Below are 15,244 nucleotides of genomic sequence, written 5' to 3' on the forward strand. Positions count from 1 at the left end.
CGTTCACGTCGTGGACACCTCGGGTCAGTAGGGTGACTCCGCCCACCTGACTGAGGAGACCCACCGGATGCTGTTGCGCAGCGAGCTCGCCCCACCGCCCCGAACCCTCGTCGAGATCTTCCGCGAGACGGTGGCGCTGTACCCGGACGAGCCCGCACTGGACAACGGCGCCGCATCGCTGACCTATGCCGAGTTCGACGAGGCCGCCAATGCCGTGGCCGACGACCTCGCCGCCCGGGGCGTCGGCATCGGCGACAAAGTGGGCGTGCGCATCGCCTCCGGCACGCTCGATCTGTACATCGCCATCATGGGCATCCTCGTCGCCGGCGCGGCCTATGTGCCGGTCGACGCCGACGACCCTGACGAGCGGGCCCACACCGTCTTCGACGAGGCGCACGTGGCCGCCGTCCTCAGCGACGGCCTGGTCGTGCGACCCGCCGCCTGGCTGGCCTCCCGCGCAGAAGCACCGTCAGCAGGCGACCCCGGCCTCACCGACGACGCCTGGGTGATCTTCACCTCAGGCTCCACCGGCAAGCCCAAGGGTGTCGCGGTCACCCACCGGAGCGCCGCCGGTTTCGTCGACGCCGAATCCAGGCTGTTCCTCGTCGACGACCCCATCAACGCCGGCGACCGCGTCATGGCCGGACTCTCCGTCGCCTTCGACGCCTCGTGCGAGGAGATGTGGCTGGCCTGGCGCTACGGCGCCTGCCTCGTGCCCGCGCCGCGGTCGCTCGTCAAGAGCGGCATGGACCTCGGGCCGTGGCTCGAGGCCAACCGGCTCACCGTCGTCTCCACCGTTCCGACGCTGCTGTTGCTCTGGCCCGCGGAGGCGCTCGCCGGGGTCCGCCTGCTCATCCTCGGCGGCGAAGCCTGCCCGCCGGAGATCGGGCTGCGCTTCGCCACCCCCACCCGTGAGGTGTGGAACACCTACGGTCCCACCGAGGCGACAGTGGTGGCGTGCGCCGCACAAGTCCTCCCCAACGAGCCGGTCCGCATCGGCCTCCCCCTCGACGGTTGGGATCTGGCCGTCGTCGACCCCGACGGGCACCAGGTGGAGGAGGGGGAGCTGGGCGAGCTCATCATCGGCGGCATCGGCCTGGCCCGCTACCTCGACCCGGCCAAGGACGCGGAGAAGTATGCGCCCATGCCCACGCTCGGCTGGGACCGCGCCTACCGCAGCGGCGACCTCGTCCGCTTCGACCCCGCAGGCCTCCTCTTCCAGGGCCGGGCCGACGACCAGGTGAAGGTCGGCGGCCGTCGCATCGAGCTGGGCGAGATCGACTCGGCCCTCCTGGACCTGCCGGATGTCACGGCCGCGGCCTCGGCGGTCCGCAAGACGGACTCGGGGAACACGCTGCTCGTCGGCTACGTCACGGTCACCCCCGCCTTCACGCTCAGCGACGCGATGGAACAGCTACGCGCCGGCCTGCCCGCCGCCATGGTGCCGCGGCTCGCCGTCGTCGACGACCTGCCGACGCGGACCTCGGGCAAGATCGACCGCGACGCGCTCCCGTGGCCCCTGCCCAGCTCGCCCGACGACCAACTCGCCCTCGCCGGCACCCAGGCCTGGCTGCGCGACCTCTGGCAGGACGTGCTCGGGGCGGCTGTCGCCTCCGTCGACGACGACTTCTTCACCTTGGGCGGTGGCAGCCTCACCGCGGCCCAGATGGTGGCACGGGTCCGCGAGCGGCAGCCCGAGGTGACGGTGGCTGACATCTACGACCACCCCACGCTGGCAGGCCTCGCGGCCTACGTCGACGCGATGGAGGCCCCGCGCTCCCGGCTCAACGCCAACGTGCGCCCCGTCCCGCGCAAGACCCAGATGGGGCAGATCATCGCGCTGCTGCCGCTGCGGACGCTCGCCGGGCTGCGCTGGCTGACCTATGTCGCTCTGGGGGCCAACATCGGCGCGCTCCTCGGGCTGGACTGGGTGCCCACCGCCCCCTGGCTTCTGGTGCTGCTCGGCTGGCTGCTGTTCATCTTCGCGCCGGGGCGGATGCTGCTGGCCGCGGGAGCGGTGCGGGTGGTGCTCGCCGGCATCGGCCCGGGTGCCTACCCCCGCGGCGGCAAGACCCACCTGCGCCTGTGGCTCGCGGAGCGCATCGCGGACGAGTTGGGCGCCGCCAGCGTGGCCGGAGCGCCGCTGATGAAGTGGTACGCCCGCCTGCTGGGCGCCGACATCGGCCGCGACGTGGACCTGCACACCGTCCCGCCCGTCACCGGCATGCTCACGCTCGGCAACGGCTGCTCGTTGGAGCCGGAAGTGGACCTCACCGGCCACTGGCTCGACGGCGACACCCTCCACCTCGGCCCCGTCGTCGTCGAGGCCAGGGCCGTGGTGCGCGCCCGCAGCACCCTGGTGGCCGGCGCCGTGGTCGGCCGGGGCGCGGAGGTCGCGCCCGGCTCCACCGTCACCGGGCACGTCCCCGACGGCGAGTTCTGGTCCGGCGCGCCGGCCCAGCACGTCGGCGCCAACCGAGGCCCCTGGGACGAGAAGCTGCCCTCGCGCAGACCTGCCTGGCAGGCGGCGTACGCGGCCATGAGCCACGTCATCTCCCTCATCCCCGTGCTCGGTGTGCTCGTCGGGTTGGCCGTGGTGTGGCCCGCGCTTTCGGGGGCCCAATCCCTGGCCCAGGCGCTGGGCCGGGCCCTCGCCTGGCTGCCGCTGTCCGTGACCGCAAGCCTCGCCGTGGTGGCGCTGGTCATCCTGGGCCTCGTGCGCCTCCTGGGTCGCGGCCAGCGCCCCGGCCACTTCCCCACCGAGAGCGGGCCGGCCTGGCGCGCCTGGGCCATCTTCCGCATCCTCGACGAAGCCCGCACCTGGCTGTTCGGTCTCTATGCCTCCACCTGGACCCCTGCCTGGCTGCGCGCGCTCGGCGCGAAGATCGGGCCGGGCGTCGAGGCGTCCACCGTGCTGCTGCAGCCCAGGCTGACCACCGTCGCCGAGGGCGCCTTCCTCGCCGACGACACCCTGCTCGGCTGCTACGAGCTGGGCGGCGGCTGGCTCCGCATCGATAACGTGAAGATCGGCCGCCGGGCCTTCCTCGGCAACTCCGGCATGGCCGCGCCGGGCCGCCGGGTACCCAAGGGGTCGCTGGTGGCTGTGTTGTCCGCCGCGCCACGGCGACAACTGGCCAAGCGCGGCACCTCCTACATCGGCAGCCCACCGTCGAAGCTGCGCCGCGACACCGGCGCCGGTGACGAGAGCCGCACCTTCGAGCCGCCCACCGCGGTGAAGGTTCAGCGCGCGTTGGTGGAACTGTGCCGGCTCACTGCCTCCTGGTTCGACGCCGGGTTGAGGCTCCTTGCCGTTGCCGCCCTGCTCACGTTGGCGTCGACGCACTGGCTGCTGGCCGTTGCCCTGTCGGGTGTCGTGCTGGCGGCCACCGGTGTCGTCGGTGTGGCCATCGCCACCGGTGTGAAGTGGGCGCTCGTCGGCAAGGTCACCAAGGCCGAGCACCCACTGTGGAGCTCGTTCGTGTGGCGCAATGAACTCGCCGACGCCTTCGTCGAGCAGATCGCCGCCCCGTGGTTCGCGCGCGTGGTCACGGGTACCCCGCTGCTCGGTCTGTGGTTCCGGGCCATGGGCGCCCGGATCGGGTCCGGTGTCTGGTGCGAGACCTACTGGCTGCCGGAACCGGATCTCATCGAACTCCGCGACGGGGTCAGCGTCAACCGTGGCTGCGTGGTGCAGACCCACCTGTTCCACGACCGGGTGCTGAGCCTGGATCTCGTCACGATGCGGGCCGGATCCACCCTGGGGCCCAACGGGGTGATCCTGCCGGCGGCCGTGATCGGGCGGTTCGCGACGATCGGGCCCGGCTCCCTGGTGATGCGCGGCGAGTCCGTCCCCGACGGCACGCGGTGGATCGGCAACCCGATCGCGCCGTGGATCGAGGACGAGGACGTGCCGGTCGCCGCGTCGAGCGTGACAGGATAGGCCCCGATGAAACCCGCCGATTACGCATTCGGGCACGGGGATGAGCGTTTCGACGTCACCCACTACAGCCTGGACCTCGCCTGCAACGTGACCACCAACCGCCTCACGGCGAAGGCCGAACTGACGTGTGTGGCGCTGGCCGACCTCACGGACGTGCAGCTCGATCTCCACTCGCTCAAGGCCGACAAGGTGCTGGTCGACGGTGCCGCCCCGGCCAAGGTGACGCACAAGGGCGCGCGGCTGACGGTGAAGCTGGCCAAGCCCGTGAAGGCGGGGCGCCCGTTCGCCGTCTCGGTGAAGTACTCGGGCAAACCCAAGCCGGTGCCCGGCCTGTTCGGCGGCGCGGGCTGGGAGGAGCTGACCGACGGCACCCTGGTGTCGTCGCAGCCGTACGGGGCGCCGTCGTGGTTCCCGTGCAACGATCGGCCGACGAACAAGGCCAGCTACCGGGTGGCCGTGAAGTACGCCGGGTCGTACTGGGCCTCCGGTAACGGCACCGTGGTCGAGCACGTCGCGCGCGGTGGTCAGCACCAGTGGGTCTTCGACCAGCCGGAGCCGATGCCCACCTACCTCGCGGCGCTGCACATCGGCGTTGGGGTGTCGCGACCCGTCGCGTCCGGGGCGAGCGTGCCCGTGGAGATCGTGCATCCGCCCCTCGTCAACGTGGGCGTGGGCAGCGCCTTCGAGCGGCAGGGCGAGATGGTCACGGTGTTCGAGGAGATGTTCGGTCCCTATCCGTTCGGCGGGTACCGGGCCGTGGTCACCGAGGACGCGCTCGAGATCCCCCTCGAGGCGCAGGGCATGAGCATCTTCGGCGCCAATCACGCGGCTGCCGGCTGGGCCAATGAGCGGCTCGTCGCCCACGAGTTGGCGCACCAGTGGTTCGGCAACAGCGTCACCGTCGGCAACTGGAGCGACATCTGGCTGCACGAGGGTTTCGCCTGCTACGCCGAATGGCTGTGGTCCGAGGCCTCCGGCGGGCGGCACTCGGCGTCGCACGCCCAGGAGCACTGGCGGCGGTTGGCGGCCCTGGCGGTGCCCGGCCCGCTCGTGGACCCGGGGCCGGCGCGCATGTTCGACGACTGGATCTACAAGCGCGGCGCCCTCACCCTGCACGCCCTCCGGACGGAGATGGGGGAGGAGCGGTTCTTCACCGTGTTGAGGCAGTGGAACGTGCGACACCGGTTCGGCGTCGTGTCGACGGACGATTTCATCGCCCTGGCGGAAGAGGTGGCCCAGCAGAAGCTGACCGCGCTCTTCGACGCCTGGCTGTTCAGCAAGAAGTTGCCGGCCCCGCAATGACCGCCAGCGCCGCCTGGTAGCCCTCGACCGGCAGGTCGGTCAGGGTCACGGGCGGCCGTCCAGGGGCGACGGCGGCCCCACCCAGATCCTGGACGGATGACGGCTCCACGTGGAGCCCGCAGCCCCAGGCCTTGAGCGCGGCCTCCTTCCGCACCCAGGCAGCCGTGCGGGCCGCGGCATCCGGGTAGGGGGCTTCGATGCGGTGGCGCAGCACGCGGTCCAACGCCGGGTCCGCGGCCGCCTCAGCTGCCTCGATGTCCACCCCGAGCGCAGCGGCGCGGCCGAAGGCGACGAGTACCACACCGTCGGCCCTGGAGAGGCTGACGGCGAGCGGAAGGGTCTCGCCGTGAAGGGTCAGCGTGGGAACGCCGTGGGCAGCACTCCCGCAATGATGGCACCGGTGGCTTACGCGGAGATCGGCCGGATCGAGGCGACGGGCCTCCGCCACCGCCTTGATGAGCAGGTCGTGGGCATCGCCATCCCCGTGAGCGACCCGGATGGTGGTCTCGCCGACGGTCAGGGACATGTGCGCAGCCTACGGGAGCCGATTCATCACTGCCTGCATGGAAACCGTGGGCCTGTGGCGTATAGATGGACATGGAGGCAGTGATGACCCGGTTCGAGTCCGCGACGGCGGGATTCGATCAGTACGTCGAGCAACGTGCTGGCGAGCTCTACTGGTCTGCCTGGCTGCTGACCGGTGACCACCAGCACGCCGAGGACCTCGTGCAGACCGCGCTGTCGAAGACCTACCAGCGCTACGCCACCTTCGATAGCAACCGCCACTTCGAGAGCTACGTCCGCACCACCATGTACCGCACGTTCGTGTCATGGTGGCGACGGCGGAGTTGGCGCTCCGAACTGCCCACCGAGGAGGCTCCCGAACGGGGTGCGCCCGACGAGATCGCCGACCCGGATCTGCATCGCGCCCTGGCGAACCTCCCGCGCCTCCAACGAACGGTGCTCGTGCTGCGCTACTTCGACGACCTGCCCATCCGTCAGGTGGCCGAAGTGCTGCGTCTCCCCGAGGGCACCGTCGCCTCCCACGCCTCGCGCGGCCTCGCCGCCCTGCGCCGGTCGCCGCACCTGAAGGACTGAGACATGAACGAGAACGAACTCTCCGACGCGATGCGCCGCTCGCTACCGCCTCGCCCCAACGCGAAGGGCTGGGCCGACGGCGCCCGCCGCAAGGCGCGCAGCCGCCGCGTCGCCGCCGCAGCCGCGGCGGTGGTGGCCGTGACGGCTCTCGCCGTCCCGCTGGTGACTCAGCTGTCGGGCGACCCCCGCGACATCGTCGCCTCGCCGGCCCCCACCACCGCGCCGCCCGAGCCCTCCGCGGCATGGATCCCGGAGGCCTGCGGCCTGACCGGCGCCGAACCGCTCGTCGACGGCGACCTCCCGGCCGACGCGGCCCGCCTCTGGCTGTGCGGCGCCCCCGCCAGCGACAGCTACCCGGTCGCCTTCGTCGGCGCCAGTGAACCCCTCGAGGGGCAGCGCGTGGCCGAGGCGCTGGACAGCTTCAACGCCCTGGCGCGCTCCGAGGGCGTCCTCGACTGCATGGGTGGCTTCCACCTGCCGTTCACCGCGGTGGCCGAGTATCCCGACGGCACCCTCAGGGGCGTCCGCATGGGTGGCTGCGGCGAACTGGTGGACGCCGTCGACTACACGGGCGGGTTCCGCGAGGGTGGCGACGCGTACCTCGCTACGCTCGAGAAGCTCTGGGCCGCCCAGCGCGACGACAAGGCCACGGCGTGGAACGGCATCGACGTCTCATGCACCGGGACGAGCCAGTCGCTGTGGTCCGAGGTGGACCCGGCACGCCTGACCCGCGCGTTGGCCTGCGTCGACGGGATACCCGTGGAACTCCCCGCGGACATCACCGACGACATGCTCGCCTCCGTCGCTGCCGACTTCACCTCCGACGGTCGGCAGCCGCTGATCTTCGGCGCGCCGGAGTTCGTGCTGCTGACCGCCGCCGGCGACCCCGTCGCCCTGCTCCGGTGGGGCGACGGGTTGGCGTGGCACCACGACTCCGCCTACCGCACCTGGACCATGCCGGAAGCGCTGCGCCAGCGCATCGATGACTTCCTCGCCCAGCTGCCGGGGCCAACCGCCCAGCCCACCGTCGACCCCACCTCCGCGCCCCTCCCCGAGGAGCCCCTGGAGGGTTTGCTGCCGCAGGTGTGCGCCGACGTCGTGGGCGGCGTCCTGTCGCCCGACACGCTCGGGCCCACCGACATCCTGCCCGGCGGCGTGCAGCGGGCCTGGTTCTGCGGCGACCCCCGTGGCTTCGGCGGCGTTGGCCCCGTCGAGCCGTTGACGACGCAGCCCGACCGGATCGTTGAGGCGATCAACGGGCTGCCGGTCTCGACTGCCGACGCCTGCACGGAGGTGGGCGGCCCCACCTACCACGTGGTGCTCGACTACGCCGACGGCGAGCGTCGCGTCATCGCCATGGAGACCGTCAACTGCCAGTTTGTGGCGGGCACCCGCGAGGGCGGGGGCCAACTGGTCGACGACGTCCTGGCCCTGTGGCAGGCGCAGCGAGAGGCCACGCCGCAGCCCTTCACCGACGAGGTGGCCCTCTGCTCGCCCTACGACGAGAACGGCTACGCGCCGCGGCTGGATTCGGTGCTGCCCGTGCAGCGGGCCGAGCTGACCACGGGCGTGGCGTGCGGCCTCCCCAAGGGCACAGAGGGCTTCGACGTGGCGCCCCGCGAGGTGGCGTTGCCGCCCGAGCTGGTGTTGGCCATGGGGCAGAGCCGGCTGGACCCCATCGACCCGCTCCAGCCCCAGCACGCGGGCTGGCCCACGGGGCTCCCGAGGCTCATCATGCTGAACCAGTTCGGTGACCCGCTCAGCGGCAACGTCGGGCCGAACGCCGCCGCGGTGACGTTCATCAACGAGGTCACCGGCGAGCAGGGCGTCTGGACGCCGACCGAGGTGGAGCGCTCCCAACTCCTCGAGGTTCTCGCCACCATGCGCACTGAGGGCTGACCCGCGTCGCCCGCCTGCTAACCCCCCAGCAGGCGGGCGACACCGGCCGCGACGGCGCCGACGACCACCACCACCAGGTACGGGGCCTTCAGCCGCAGCGCGACGGCGGCCGCCAGCAGGGCCACGACCCGCGCGTCGAGCCGCACCTCCTGGCCCGTGACGAACGTGTTCGCGGCCACCAGGCTGGCCAACAGCCCGACGGTGACGCCGTGGCTGAGCGGCAGCACCCACGGGTTCTCCAACCACCGCTCGGGCACGAGGTAGCCCACGAACTTCGTGCCGAACGCGATCAGGCAGGCCACCAGAATCCAGATCCACAGGCTCATTGCGCGTTGACCCTCCTGGTCTGCAGCACCGTCACCACGATGGCCACCACTGCGGCGAGGATGATCGGAATACCCCCGGGAACCACGGGTGCCACCGTGACGGTCACCACGGCGGCCAGCACCGCGATCACGATGGGGTCGCGGCCCTTCAGCCGGGGCCACAGGAGGCCGAGGAACGCGGCGACGGCGGCTCCGTCGAGGCCCCACACCTTGGGGTCGCCCAAGGCGTTACCTGCCAGCGCGCCCAGGAGCGTGAAGAGGTTCCACAGCACGAACACCCCCAGGCCCGCGGCCCAGAAGCCGCGCCGCTCCTCGTCGCTGTCCTTGGTGCCGGACGCCACCGCGATGGACTCGTCGATGGTCACTTGGGCCGCGGCAACCTTCCGCCAGCCGTGCGGGCGCAGCATCGCGTTGGCCGTCACGCCGTAGACCGCGTTGCGGACCCCCACCAGTGAGGCCGCGGTGGTGGCCGCCCCGAGTGAACCGCCGCCGCCCAGCACCCCGATGAAGGCGAACTGGGAGCCACCGGTGAACATCAGCAGGCTCAGCGCGCAGGCCTGCCACACCGACAGGCCGGCCACCACCGCCAGGGCGCCGAAGGAGATGCCGTACAGCCCGGTGGCCAGCCCAACGGACAGCCCGCGCTTCTGCGCGGGAGTCAGGGCCTTCACTCGTACTGCTCGCTCAACTCGACGACGGGCAGGCGCATGGTGAAGCGCGCGCCGCCGTCGGGATCGTTGCTGGCCTTCACCGTGCCGCCGTGGGCCTCAACGGTGTGGGCCACGATGGACAGGCCCAGGCCGGTGCCGGGGGTGTTGCGCGCCTTGTCCGAGCGGTAGAACCGGTCGAAGATGTTGGGCAGGTCCTCTTCCTCGATGCCCGGCCCCTGGTCGATGATCGTCAGCGTCCCGTCCATCAGGAACACCCGGATGGTGGCCTCCGACGGGGAGAACTTCACGGCGTTGTCGAGCAGGTTCGTGATGGCGCGCTCCAGTGTGGAGGCGTCGCCCATCACGGGGGTGGATTCGAGCGCGACGTCGAAGTGCAGGTTGGGGCCCCGTCGCGCCGCCCGCGCGAGCGCGGACTCCGTGACCTCTGCCATGTCCAGCAGCTCGTGGTGTCGCTGCAGGTGGTCGTCGCGGGTGAGCGCGACGAGGTCGCCGACGAGGGCGGAGAACTCGCCCAGCTGGGCGGCCACGTCGCCGAGCACCTCGGAGCGGGCGCCCTCTGGCAACATGCCCGTGTTGTCGTCGGCCAGGAGTAGCTCGACGTTGGTGCGCATCGACGTGAGCGGGGTGCGCAGCTCGTGCCCGGCGTCGGCGATCAGCTGGCGCTGCTGCTCCCGTGACTGCTGGAGCGACCGCAGCATGGTGTTGAAGGAGATGGTGAGTTCGCCCAGGTCGTCGCGTCCGTAGATGCGGATGGGGTTCAGCTGATCGGTCTGGGTGACGGACTTCACCGCCCGCGAGAGCCGGCGCACCGGTGCCAACACAGCCCGGGCGGCCCACAGCGCGGCGGCGGTGGTGGTCAGGATGCCGAGCATGCCGGCGACGAACTGCACCACCCACAGCGAGCCGAGCGTGGCCTCGAGGGCCGTCAGCGGGCGCGCGTACATGACGGCGTAATACTCGCCCTCCACCCGCATCGGCACCGACACCATGCGGTAGGTCTGCCCCTCGAACTCGACGCTGCGCGCTGACGAACCGGAGTTCAGGCGCGCGATCGCGATCTCCTCCGGGCCTGCGTACAGCGTCTCGCGCTGGCCCGACACCTGGCTGATCGTGCCCCTCGCGGAGACCACGCCCAGCAGGCCGCCGGAGGAACCGAGTGAATCGGGCGACAGGCCGCCCAGGGTCGCCACGTCGAGCGACACCGTGCTGGAGGCGTTCTGCGCCACCTGCACGAGTTCCTCGTCAAGCTGTTCCAGCAGGGACCACCGGGTGGTGACGAAGGAGGCGCCGCCCACCACGAGCACCGACGCGGCCACGCACACGGCGGTCAGCAGCGCCAGGCGCCACTGGAGCGACTGGCCGCTGACGAGACGACCGATCCCGCGTCGGAGACGGATCCACCAACTCCAGATCACGGGGGCGTTTCACGGAGGACGTAACCGATCCCGCGCACCGTGTGAATGAGGCGCGACCTGCCGCCGGCCTCAGTCTTACGGCGCAGGTAGCCGATATACACCTCGAGCGAGTTCGCCGTCGTTGGGAACTCGAAGCCCCAGACCTCGTTGAGCAGCGTGTTGCGCTCCATCACCCGGCGGGGGTTCTCCATGAACACCTGCAGCAGCGCGAACTCTGTGCGCGTCAGCGAGATGTTCTGTCCGTCGCGCGTCACCTCCCGGTGCTGCGTGTCGAGCGTGACGTCCTGGAACGTCAGGACCTTTGATTCAGCTTCGGTGGCGGGCTTCGAGCGCCGGGTGAGCGCCCGGAGGCGGGCGAGGAGCTCGTCGAGCGCGAAGGGCTTGACCATGTAGTCGTCGGCGCCGGCGTCCAGGCCGTCGACGCGGTCGCCCACGGCGTCGCGCGCCGTCAGGATGAGGATGGGGATGTCGTTGCCGCCCTGTCGCAGCATGCGGGTGGTTTCCAGCCCGTCGAGCCGGGGCATCATGACATCCATGATGATCGCGTCTGGCTGCCAGTTCACGAGCCTCGCGAGGGCTTCGACGCCGTCAGCGGCCGTCTGCACCTCGTCACCGGAGTAGGTCAGGGAACGTGCCAGGGAATCGCGGACGGCCTGATCGTCGTCAACCACCAAGATCTGCATAGCCCCACCCTGTCATCTTCGCCGGACGAGATGTCATCCTACCTGCGTCTCTGATTCAACCATGCACCGGCGACGCGCGCCTGCCAGGTCGTCGTCTGGCCCGTTCAGCGATGGCGACATCGCCGGACGGCGTCCGCGCCGGGCATGGGCCGGGCATATTCTGTGAGCTTCCGAACTCAGCGAAAGGCGACACCATGAGCCTGCTCGGCCGCTCCTTCCTCAAGGAACTCGATTTCACCGCCGACGAGTGGCGCTCCCTCCTGGAGCTCTCCGGCGAGCTGAAGGCCGCCCGTCGTGAGCGCCGCGAGGAGCAACGCCTGGTGGGCAAGCAGGTCGCGCTGCTGTTCGAGAAGACCTCCACCCGCACGCGCTGCGCCTTCGAGGTGGCGATGGCGGACCAGGGCGGCACCACCACCTACCTCGATCCCTCCGGGTCCCAGATCGGCCACAAGGAGTCGGCCGCCGACACCGCCCGCGTCCTGGGCCGGTGGTACGACGGCATCGAGTACCGGGGCTCCGGCCAGGCCGTCGTCGAGACCCTGGCGGAGCACGCCGGTGTGCCGGTCTACAACGGACTCACCGACGACTGGCACCCCACGCAGATGCTCGCCGACCAGCTCACCATGATGGAGCACGCCGGGAGGCCCCTCAATGAGATCTCGTTCGCCTTCCTCGGCGACGCGCGCAACAACGTCGGCAACTCGCTCCTGATCAGCGGCGCCCTCATGGGCATGGACGTGCGGATGATCGCCCCGGCGCAGCAGCAGAACGCCGAGGGGGTGGTCGCCGAGGCGCGCCGCCTCGCGGAGGCCAGCGGGGGGCGCATCACGATCACCGACGACACGGACGCCGTCGAGGGCTCAGACTTCCTCTACACCGACGTGTGGGTCTCGCTCGGTGAACCCAAGGAGGTCTGGGCCGAGCGCATCGACCTGCTGCGCGGCTACCAGATCAACGCGGAGCTCATGGCCAAGGCCGGGCCCGGCGCGAAGTTCATGCACTGCCTCCCCGCGTTCCACGACCTCAACACGACGGTGGGGCAGGACCTCTTCAACCAGTTCGGCCTCACGGGTGTCGAGGTGACCGACGAGGTGTTCGAGTCGCCGGCCAGCGTCGTCTTCGACCAGGCCGAGAACCGCATGCACACCATCAAGGCGGTGCTGGTCGCCACGCTCGCGGGCTGACCGGCGCCACGGCACGGCAAAGGGCCGGGCTTCCACTGGGGAAGCCCGGCCCTTGCCGGTTTCAACCGATCAGTTCTTGGCGAACATCACGATGTTGTTGAACACCCATTCGTTGCTCTGCGAGAAGACATAGCCGCTCTTCTCGCCGGCGACGGCCTTGTAGACGGTCGCCATGGCGTACGAGCGGCAACCGTCGCGACCGGTGGCGGCCGTGCCGCACTCGGTCTTCCACTGACGTCCGTCGGTGGCGGTCCACGAGCCTGTGTTCGCCAGCGGGTTGTTGCCCCACAGCGAGCGCTTGGCCGGCAGGTAGGTCAGGTTGTTGAACGCCCAGCCGTTGGTCTGGACGAACTTGCCGTCGACGATCTTGATGGTGCTGGCCCAGATCTCGGTGCGGCAACGCTCGGTCTGCGAGTAGGGCTCGCAGGTGGTGCGCCACAGGCGACCGTTGAGGTTGTGCTCGCCCGCGAGGGTGTACGGGGCGGTCCGCTTGAACTCGGGGGCCGGCGTCGGCGTGGGAGTCGGCGTCGGTGTGGGCGTCGGTTCAGGCTTCGCCTTCAGTTCCACCGTGACCGGGAAATCGATGATCGTCCCGGAGTCGAGCACGACGAACGTGAGGACCTGCGCACCGGCCGGAGCCTCGGTGCCGACGGGGAGCGTGACCGTGATGGTGGCCACGCCGTCGGTGACGGTTCCGGAGCCGACCTCGACGTCGCCGATGAAGGCGACGATCTCGGTGTTGGCCAGATCAGGCGACACCGGGAGGGCGACGCCGTCCTTCACGAGGGCCTCGAGGTACATGTCCAGCGTCTGCTGGGCGACGCCCCCCTCGAGCGGCAGGCCGAAGGTGAAGGTCAGGCCCGCGCCACCCTCGACGAGGACGTTGGTGGCCGGGAGCTGGGCGGAGACGCCGCGCTTCGAGTAGTCGGGCGACAGCGATTCGTGTGAGCCCACCCAGGTGACCCATGCCTCGAGGTCGGCCCAACCGGTGTCGGCGGTGTTGATGCCCTTGCCGAGTTCGCGGAAGTTATCGCCTCCGGCGATGAGGAACGAGGCGCCGCCGACGGTGTAGAGCTTGTCCATGTCGATGGCCTGGCCGTTGACGCTGATCGAGGTGATGCGATCGCCCTCAGGCAGCGACTCGTCATAGGTGTAGGACACGTTGTCCGAGAGGCCGAGCTGCAGGAACGGGCGCGACGGGACCTCACCGGCCGTGTTGCGCTGCCACTGCTGCTCGAGCACCGTCTTGAACTGCGCGCCGGTGATCTGCGTGGTGAACAGCGAGTTGGCGAAGGGCAGCGTCAGAGCAGCCTCGCGGTAGGTGATGTCGCCTGCGTTGAACGAATCGCGCGTACCACCGGGGTTCTGGATGCCGATGAAGTTGTCGGCATCAGCATCGCCCAGGACCTCGAAGAACATCTGCGCCACGAGGTTGTTCATGGGGGACTCGGTGTCGCGCTTGTCGGCGTTGCCGGTGGGCGTCGAGATGGCCTCGTCGGCGAAACCGATGACCTGCTGGCCCTCTTCCGCAGCGAACGCGTTGGCCGCGGTCACGATCGCGTTGATCGCGGTGATCGCCGGGGTGGTACCGGCGACGGCCGGTGGCGACACCATGGTCACCGTGGTGTCGCAGAGGCCACCGGTGTCCGAGTCGACGGAGAGGTCCAGCTGCGCGAGGGGGCTGCCGTAGGAGGCGGCCTGGATGACGGGGACACCGCCGGTGGTCACCCAGTTGTACAGCTGGTGGGTGTGGGCGTTGAAGATGGCCGCGACGCGCGGGTCCACGTCGTTGTAGATGGCGTCGAAGGTCTCCGAGTTGGCGGCATTCTCGGCGGCGCTCAGCGAGCCGTTGGCCGCGCCCTCGTGGAAGGATGCGATGACGATGTCGGCCTCGCCGTTGGCGCTATCGCCGTCGAGCAGCTCAGCGGTGACGCGGTTGACGGCCTCGACCGGATCGCCGAACTCGAGGTCGGCGATGCCGGACGGGTCCACCAGCGACGGGGTGTCTGCGGTGACAGCGCCCACGACGGCGATGGTGACGCCGCCCTTCTCGAAGGTCTCGTACGCCTTCAACGGAGCGGCGACGGTGGTCGTGCCCGCGGCGTAGACGTTGGCGCCGAGGTAGTCGAAGTTCGAACCGGAGTCGACGCGGCCGGACAGGTCGGCCCAGCCCTTGTCGAACTCGTGGTTGCCGACGGTGCTCACGTCGAGGCCGATGGCGTTGAGGATGTCCAGGGTGGGCTTGTCGTCGGCGATCATCGACTCGAAGAGCGAGGCGCCGATGTTGTCGCCGCTGCTCAGGAGCAGCACGTTGTCAACGCCAACGGTGGCGCGCGCGTCCTCGACGGGGGTGAACAGCTTCGCTGCTGCTCCGATACGGCCGTGGAAATCGTTGAACCCGAATACGCTGACGGTGTCGGTGGGCGCGACGCACGCGCTGATGGCGGCGTCCGCGGGTGTGGAGGTGGCGAAAGCTAGTCCGCTCGCCACCAACACGGTGGCGGCGAACGACGCAGTCGCTCGTGTGAAGGTGTTGGTCATGTCTCTCCGATGCTGTGGGCATTAAGACCGCCACCCCCCGGGTGGCTAGTTGTCACTCTTGAGCCTTGTCACAGGAAGGTCAAGCCCGTAACCGATTGTTAACGTTCCCTTCACTACAAAGTCACCCGTAAGGGGTCGTGGCGCGTCGCTTGTGAGGTTCCCACAACAGATAGGGGCAAGCTGTG

General features: G+C 70.1%; 11 protein-coding genes. 5 read left to right on the forward strand and 6 right to left on the reverse strand.

All coding sequences use genetic code 11. From position 1 onward, the window contains the following. The first annotated feature begins 67 nt into the window (after positions 1–67). Entirely contained in the window at positions 68–3,940 is a 3,873-nt protein-coding gene (locus ACX1DX_RS11545) for a Pls/PosA family non-ribosomal peptide synthetase (protein ID WP_459396718.1), read from the forward strand. A gap of 6 nt (positions 3,941–3,946) precedes the next feature. Then, positions 3,947–5,242 (forward strand): M1 family metallopeptidase, encoded by a 1,296-nt coding sequence (locus ACX1DX_RS11550; protein ID WP_459396719.1) that lies wholly within the window; start codon positions 3,947–3,949, stop codon positions 5,240–5,242. Here ACX1DX_RS11550 and ACX1DX_RS11555 read toward each other — a convergent pair. After that, positions 5,214–5,768, reverse strand: a complete 555-nt coding sequence (locus ACX1DX_RS11555; protein WP_459396720.1) for a 4'-phosphopantetheinyl transferase family protein — start codon at positions 5,766–5,768, stop codon at positions 5,214–5,216. The two genes, ACX1DX_RS11550 and ACX1DX_RS11555, sit on opposite strands and share 29 nt — an antisense overlap. 83 nt (positions 5,769–5,851) lie before the next feature. Between ACX1DX_RS11555 and ACX1DX_RS11560 the strand changes: the two genes are divergently transcribed. Continuing rightward, on the forward strand, positions 5,852–6,340 hold the full coding sequence (locus ACX1DX_RS11560; protein WP_459396721.1) for a SigE family RNA polymerase sigma factor: 489 nt from the start codon (positions 5,852–5,854) through the stop codon (positions 6,338–6,340). Between the two features lie 3 nt (positions 6,341–6,343). After that, on the forward strand, positions 6,344–8,239 hold the full coding sequence (locus tag ACX1DX_RS11565) for a hypothetical protein (RefSeq protein WP_459396722.1): 1,896 nt from the start codon (positions 6,344–6,346) through the stop codon (positions 8,237–8,239). Between the two features lie 17 nt (positions 8,240–8,256). Here the strand turns inward: ACX1DX_RS11565 and ACX1DX_RS11570 are convergent, their stop codons facing one another. Genes ACX1DX_RS11570 through ACX1DX_RS11585 form a run of 4 tightly spaced genes read right to left on the reverse strand, consistent with a single transcriptional unit; the run spans position 8,257 to position 11,334 of the window. Further along, a complete protein-coding gene (locus tag ACX1DX_RS11570; protein ID WP_076062443.1) occupies positions 8,257–8,565 on the reverse strand; it encodes an AzlD domain-containing protein in 309 nt (102 codons plus the stop codon). Next, positions 8,562–9,236, reverse strand: coding sequence for an AzlC family ABC transporter permease (locus ACX1DX_RS11575; RefSeq protein ID WP_459396723.1), 675 nt, complete (start codon positions 9,234–9,236; stop codon positions 8,562–8,564). Before ACX1DX_RS11575 ends, ACX1DX_RS11570 begins: the two co-directional genes overlap by 4 nt. Then, on the reverse strand, positions 9,233–10,615 hold the full coding sequence (locus tag ACX1DX_RS11580; RefSeq protein ID WP_459398214.1) for a sensor histidine kinase: 1,383 nt from the start codon (positions 10,613–10,615) through the stop codon (positions 9,233–9,235). Before ACX1DX_RS11580 ends, ACX1DX_RS11575 begins: the two co-directional genes overlap by 4 nt. A gap of 32 nt (positions 10,616–10,647) precedes the next feature. Beyond that, positions 10,648–11,334 carry a response regulator transcription factor gene (locus ACX1DX_RS11585; RefSeq protein WP_182762935.1) on the reverse strand — a complete coding sequence of 229 codons (687 nt, stop codon included), beginning with the start codon at positions 11,332–11,334 and terminating at the stop codon, positions 10,648–10,650. Positions 11,335–11,528: 194 nt separating this feature from the next. On the opposite strand from ACX1DX_RS11585, the gene argF reads away from it, so the two are divergent. Further along, a complete protein-coding gene (gene argF / locus ACX1DX_RS11590; protein WP_459396724.1) occupies positions 11,529–12,518 on the forward strand; it encodes an ornithine carbamoyltransferase in 990 nt (329 codons plus the stop codon). Positions 12,519–12,587: 69 nt separating this feature from the next. Here argF and ACX1DX_RS11595 read toward each other — a convergent pair whose 3' ends face one another. Continuing rightward, positions 12,588–15,059: a bifunctional metallophosphatase/5'-nucleotidase gene (locus ACX1DX_RS11595; protein ID WP_459396725.1), complete on the reverse strand. Its 2,472-nt coding sequence runs from the start codon at positions 15,057–15,059 to the stop codon at positions 12,588–12,590. Between the last annotated feature and the right edge of the window lie 185 nt (positions 15,060–15,244).

The sequence above is a fragment of the Tessaracoccus zhenghani genome (genome assembly GCF_054552775.1).

What these genes read in the sequence shown, in the direction of transcription:
- ACX1DX_RS11550 (WP_459396719.1), top strand. Translation starts at nt 3,947, where the DNA reads ATGAAACCCGCCGATTACGCATTCGGGCACGGGGATGAGCGTTTCGAC.
- ACX1DX_RS11555 (WP_459396720.1), bottom strand. Translation starts at nt 5,768, where the DNA reads ATGTCCCTGACCGTCGGCGAGACCACCATCCGGGTCGCTCACGGGGAT.
- ACX1DX_RS11585 (WP_182762935.1), bottom strand. Translation starts at nt 11,334, where the DNA reads ATGCAGATCTTGGTGGTTGACGACGATCAGGCCGTCCGCGATTCCCTG.
- ACX1DX_RS11565 (WP_459396722.1), top strand. Translation starts at nt 6,344, where the DNA reads ATGAACGAGAACGAACTCTCCGACGCGATGCGCCGCTCGCTACCGCCT.
- ACX1DX_RS11545 (WP_459396718.1), top strand. Translation starts at nt 68, where the DNA reads ATGCTGTTGCGCAGCGAGCTCGCCCCACCGCCCCGAACCCTCGTCGAG.
- argF (WP_459396724.1), top strand. Translation starts at nt 11,529, where the DNA reads ATGAGCCTGCTCGGCCGCTCCTTCCTCAAGGAACTCGATTTCACCGCC.
- ACX1DX_RS11570 (WP_076062443.1), bottom strand. Translation starts at nt 8,565, where the DNA reads ATGAGCCTGTGGATCTGGATTCTGGTGGCCTGCCTGATCGCGTTCGGC.
- ACX1DX_RS11560 (WP_459396721.1), top strand. Translation starts at nt 5,852, where the DNA reads ATGACCCGGTTCGAGTCCGCGACGGCGGGATTCGATCAGTACGTCGAG.
- ACX1DX_RS11595 (WP_459396725.1), bottom strand. Translation starts at nt 15,059, where the DNA reads ATGACCAACACCTTCACACGAGCGACTGCGTCGTTCGCCGCCACCGTG.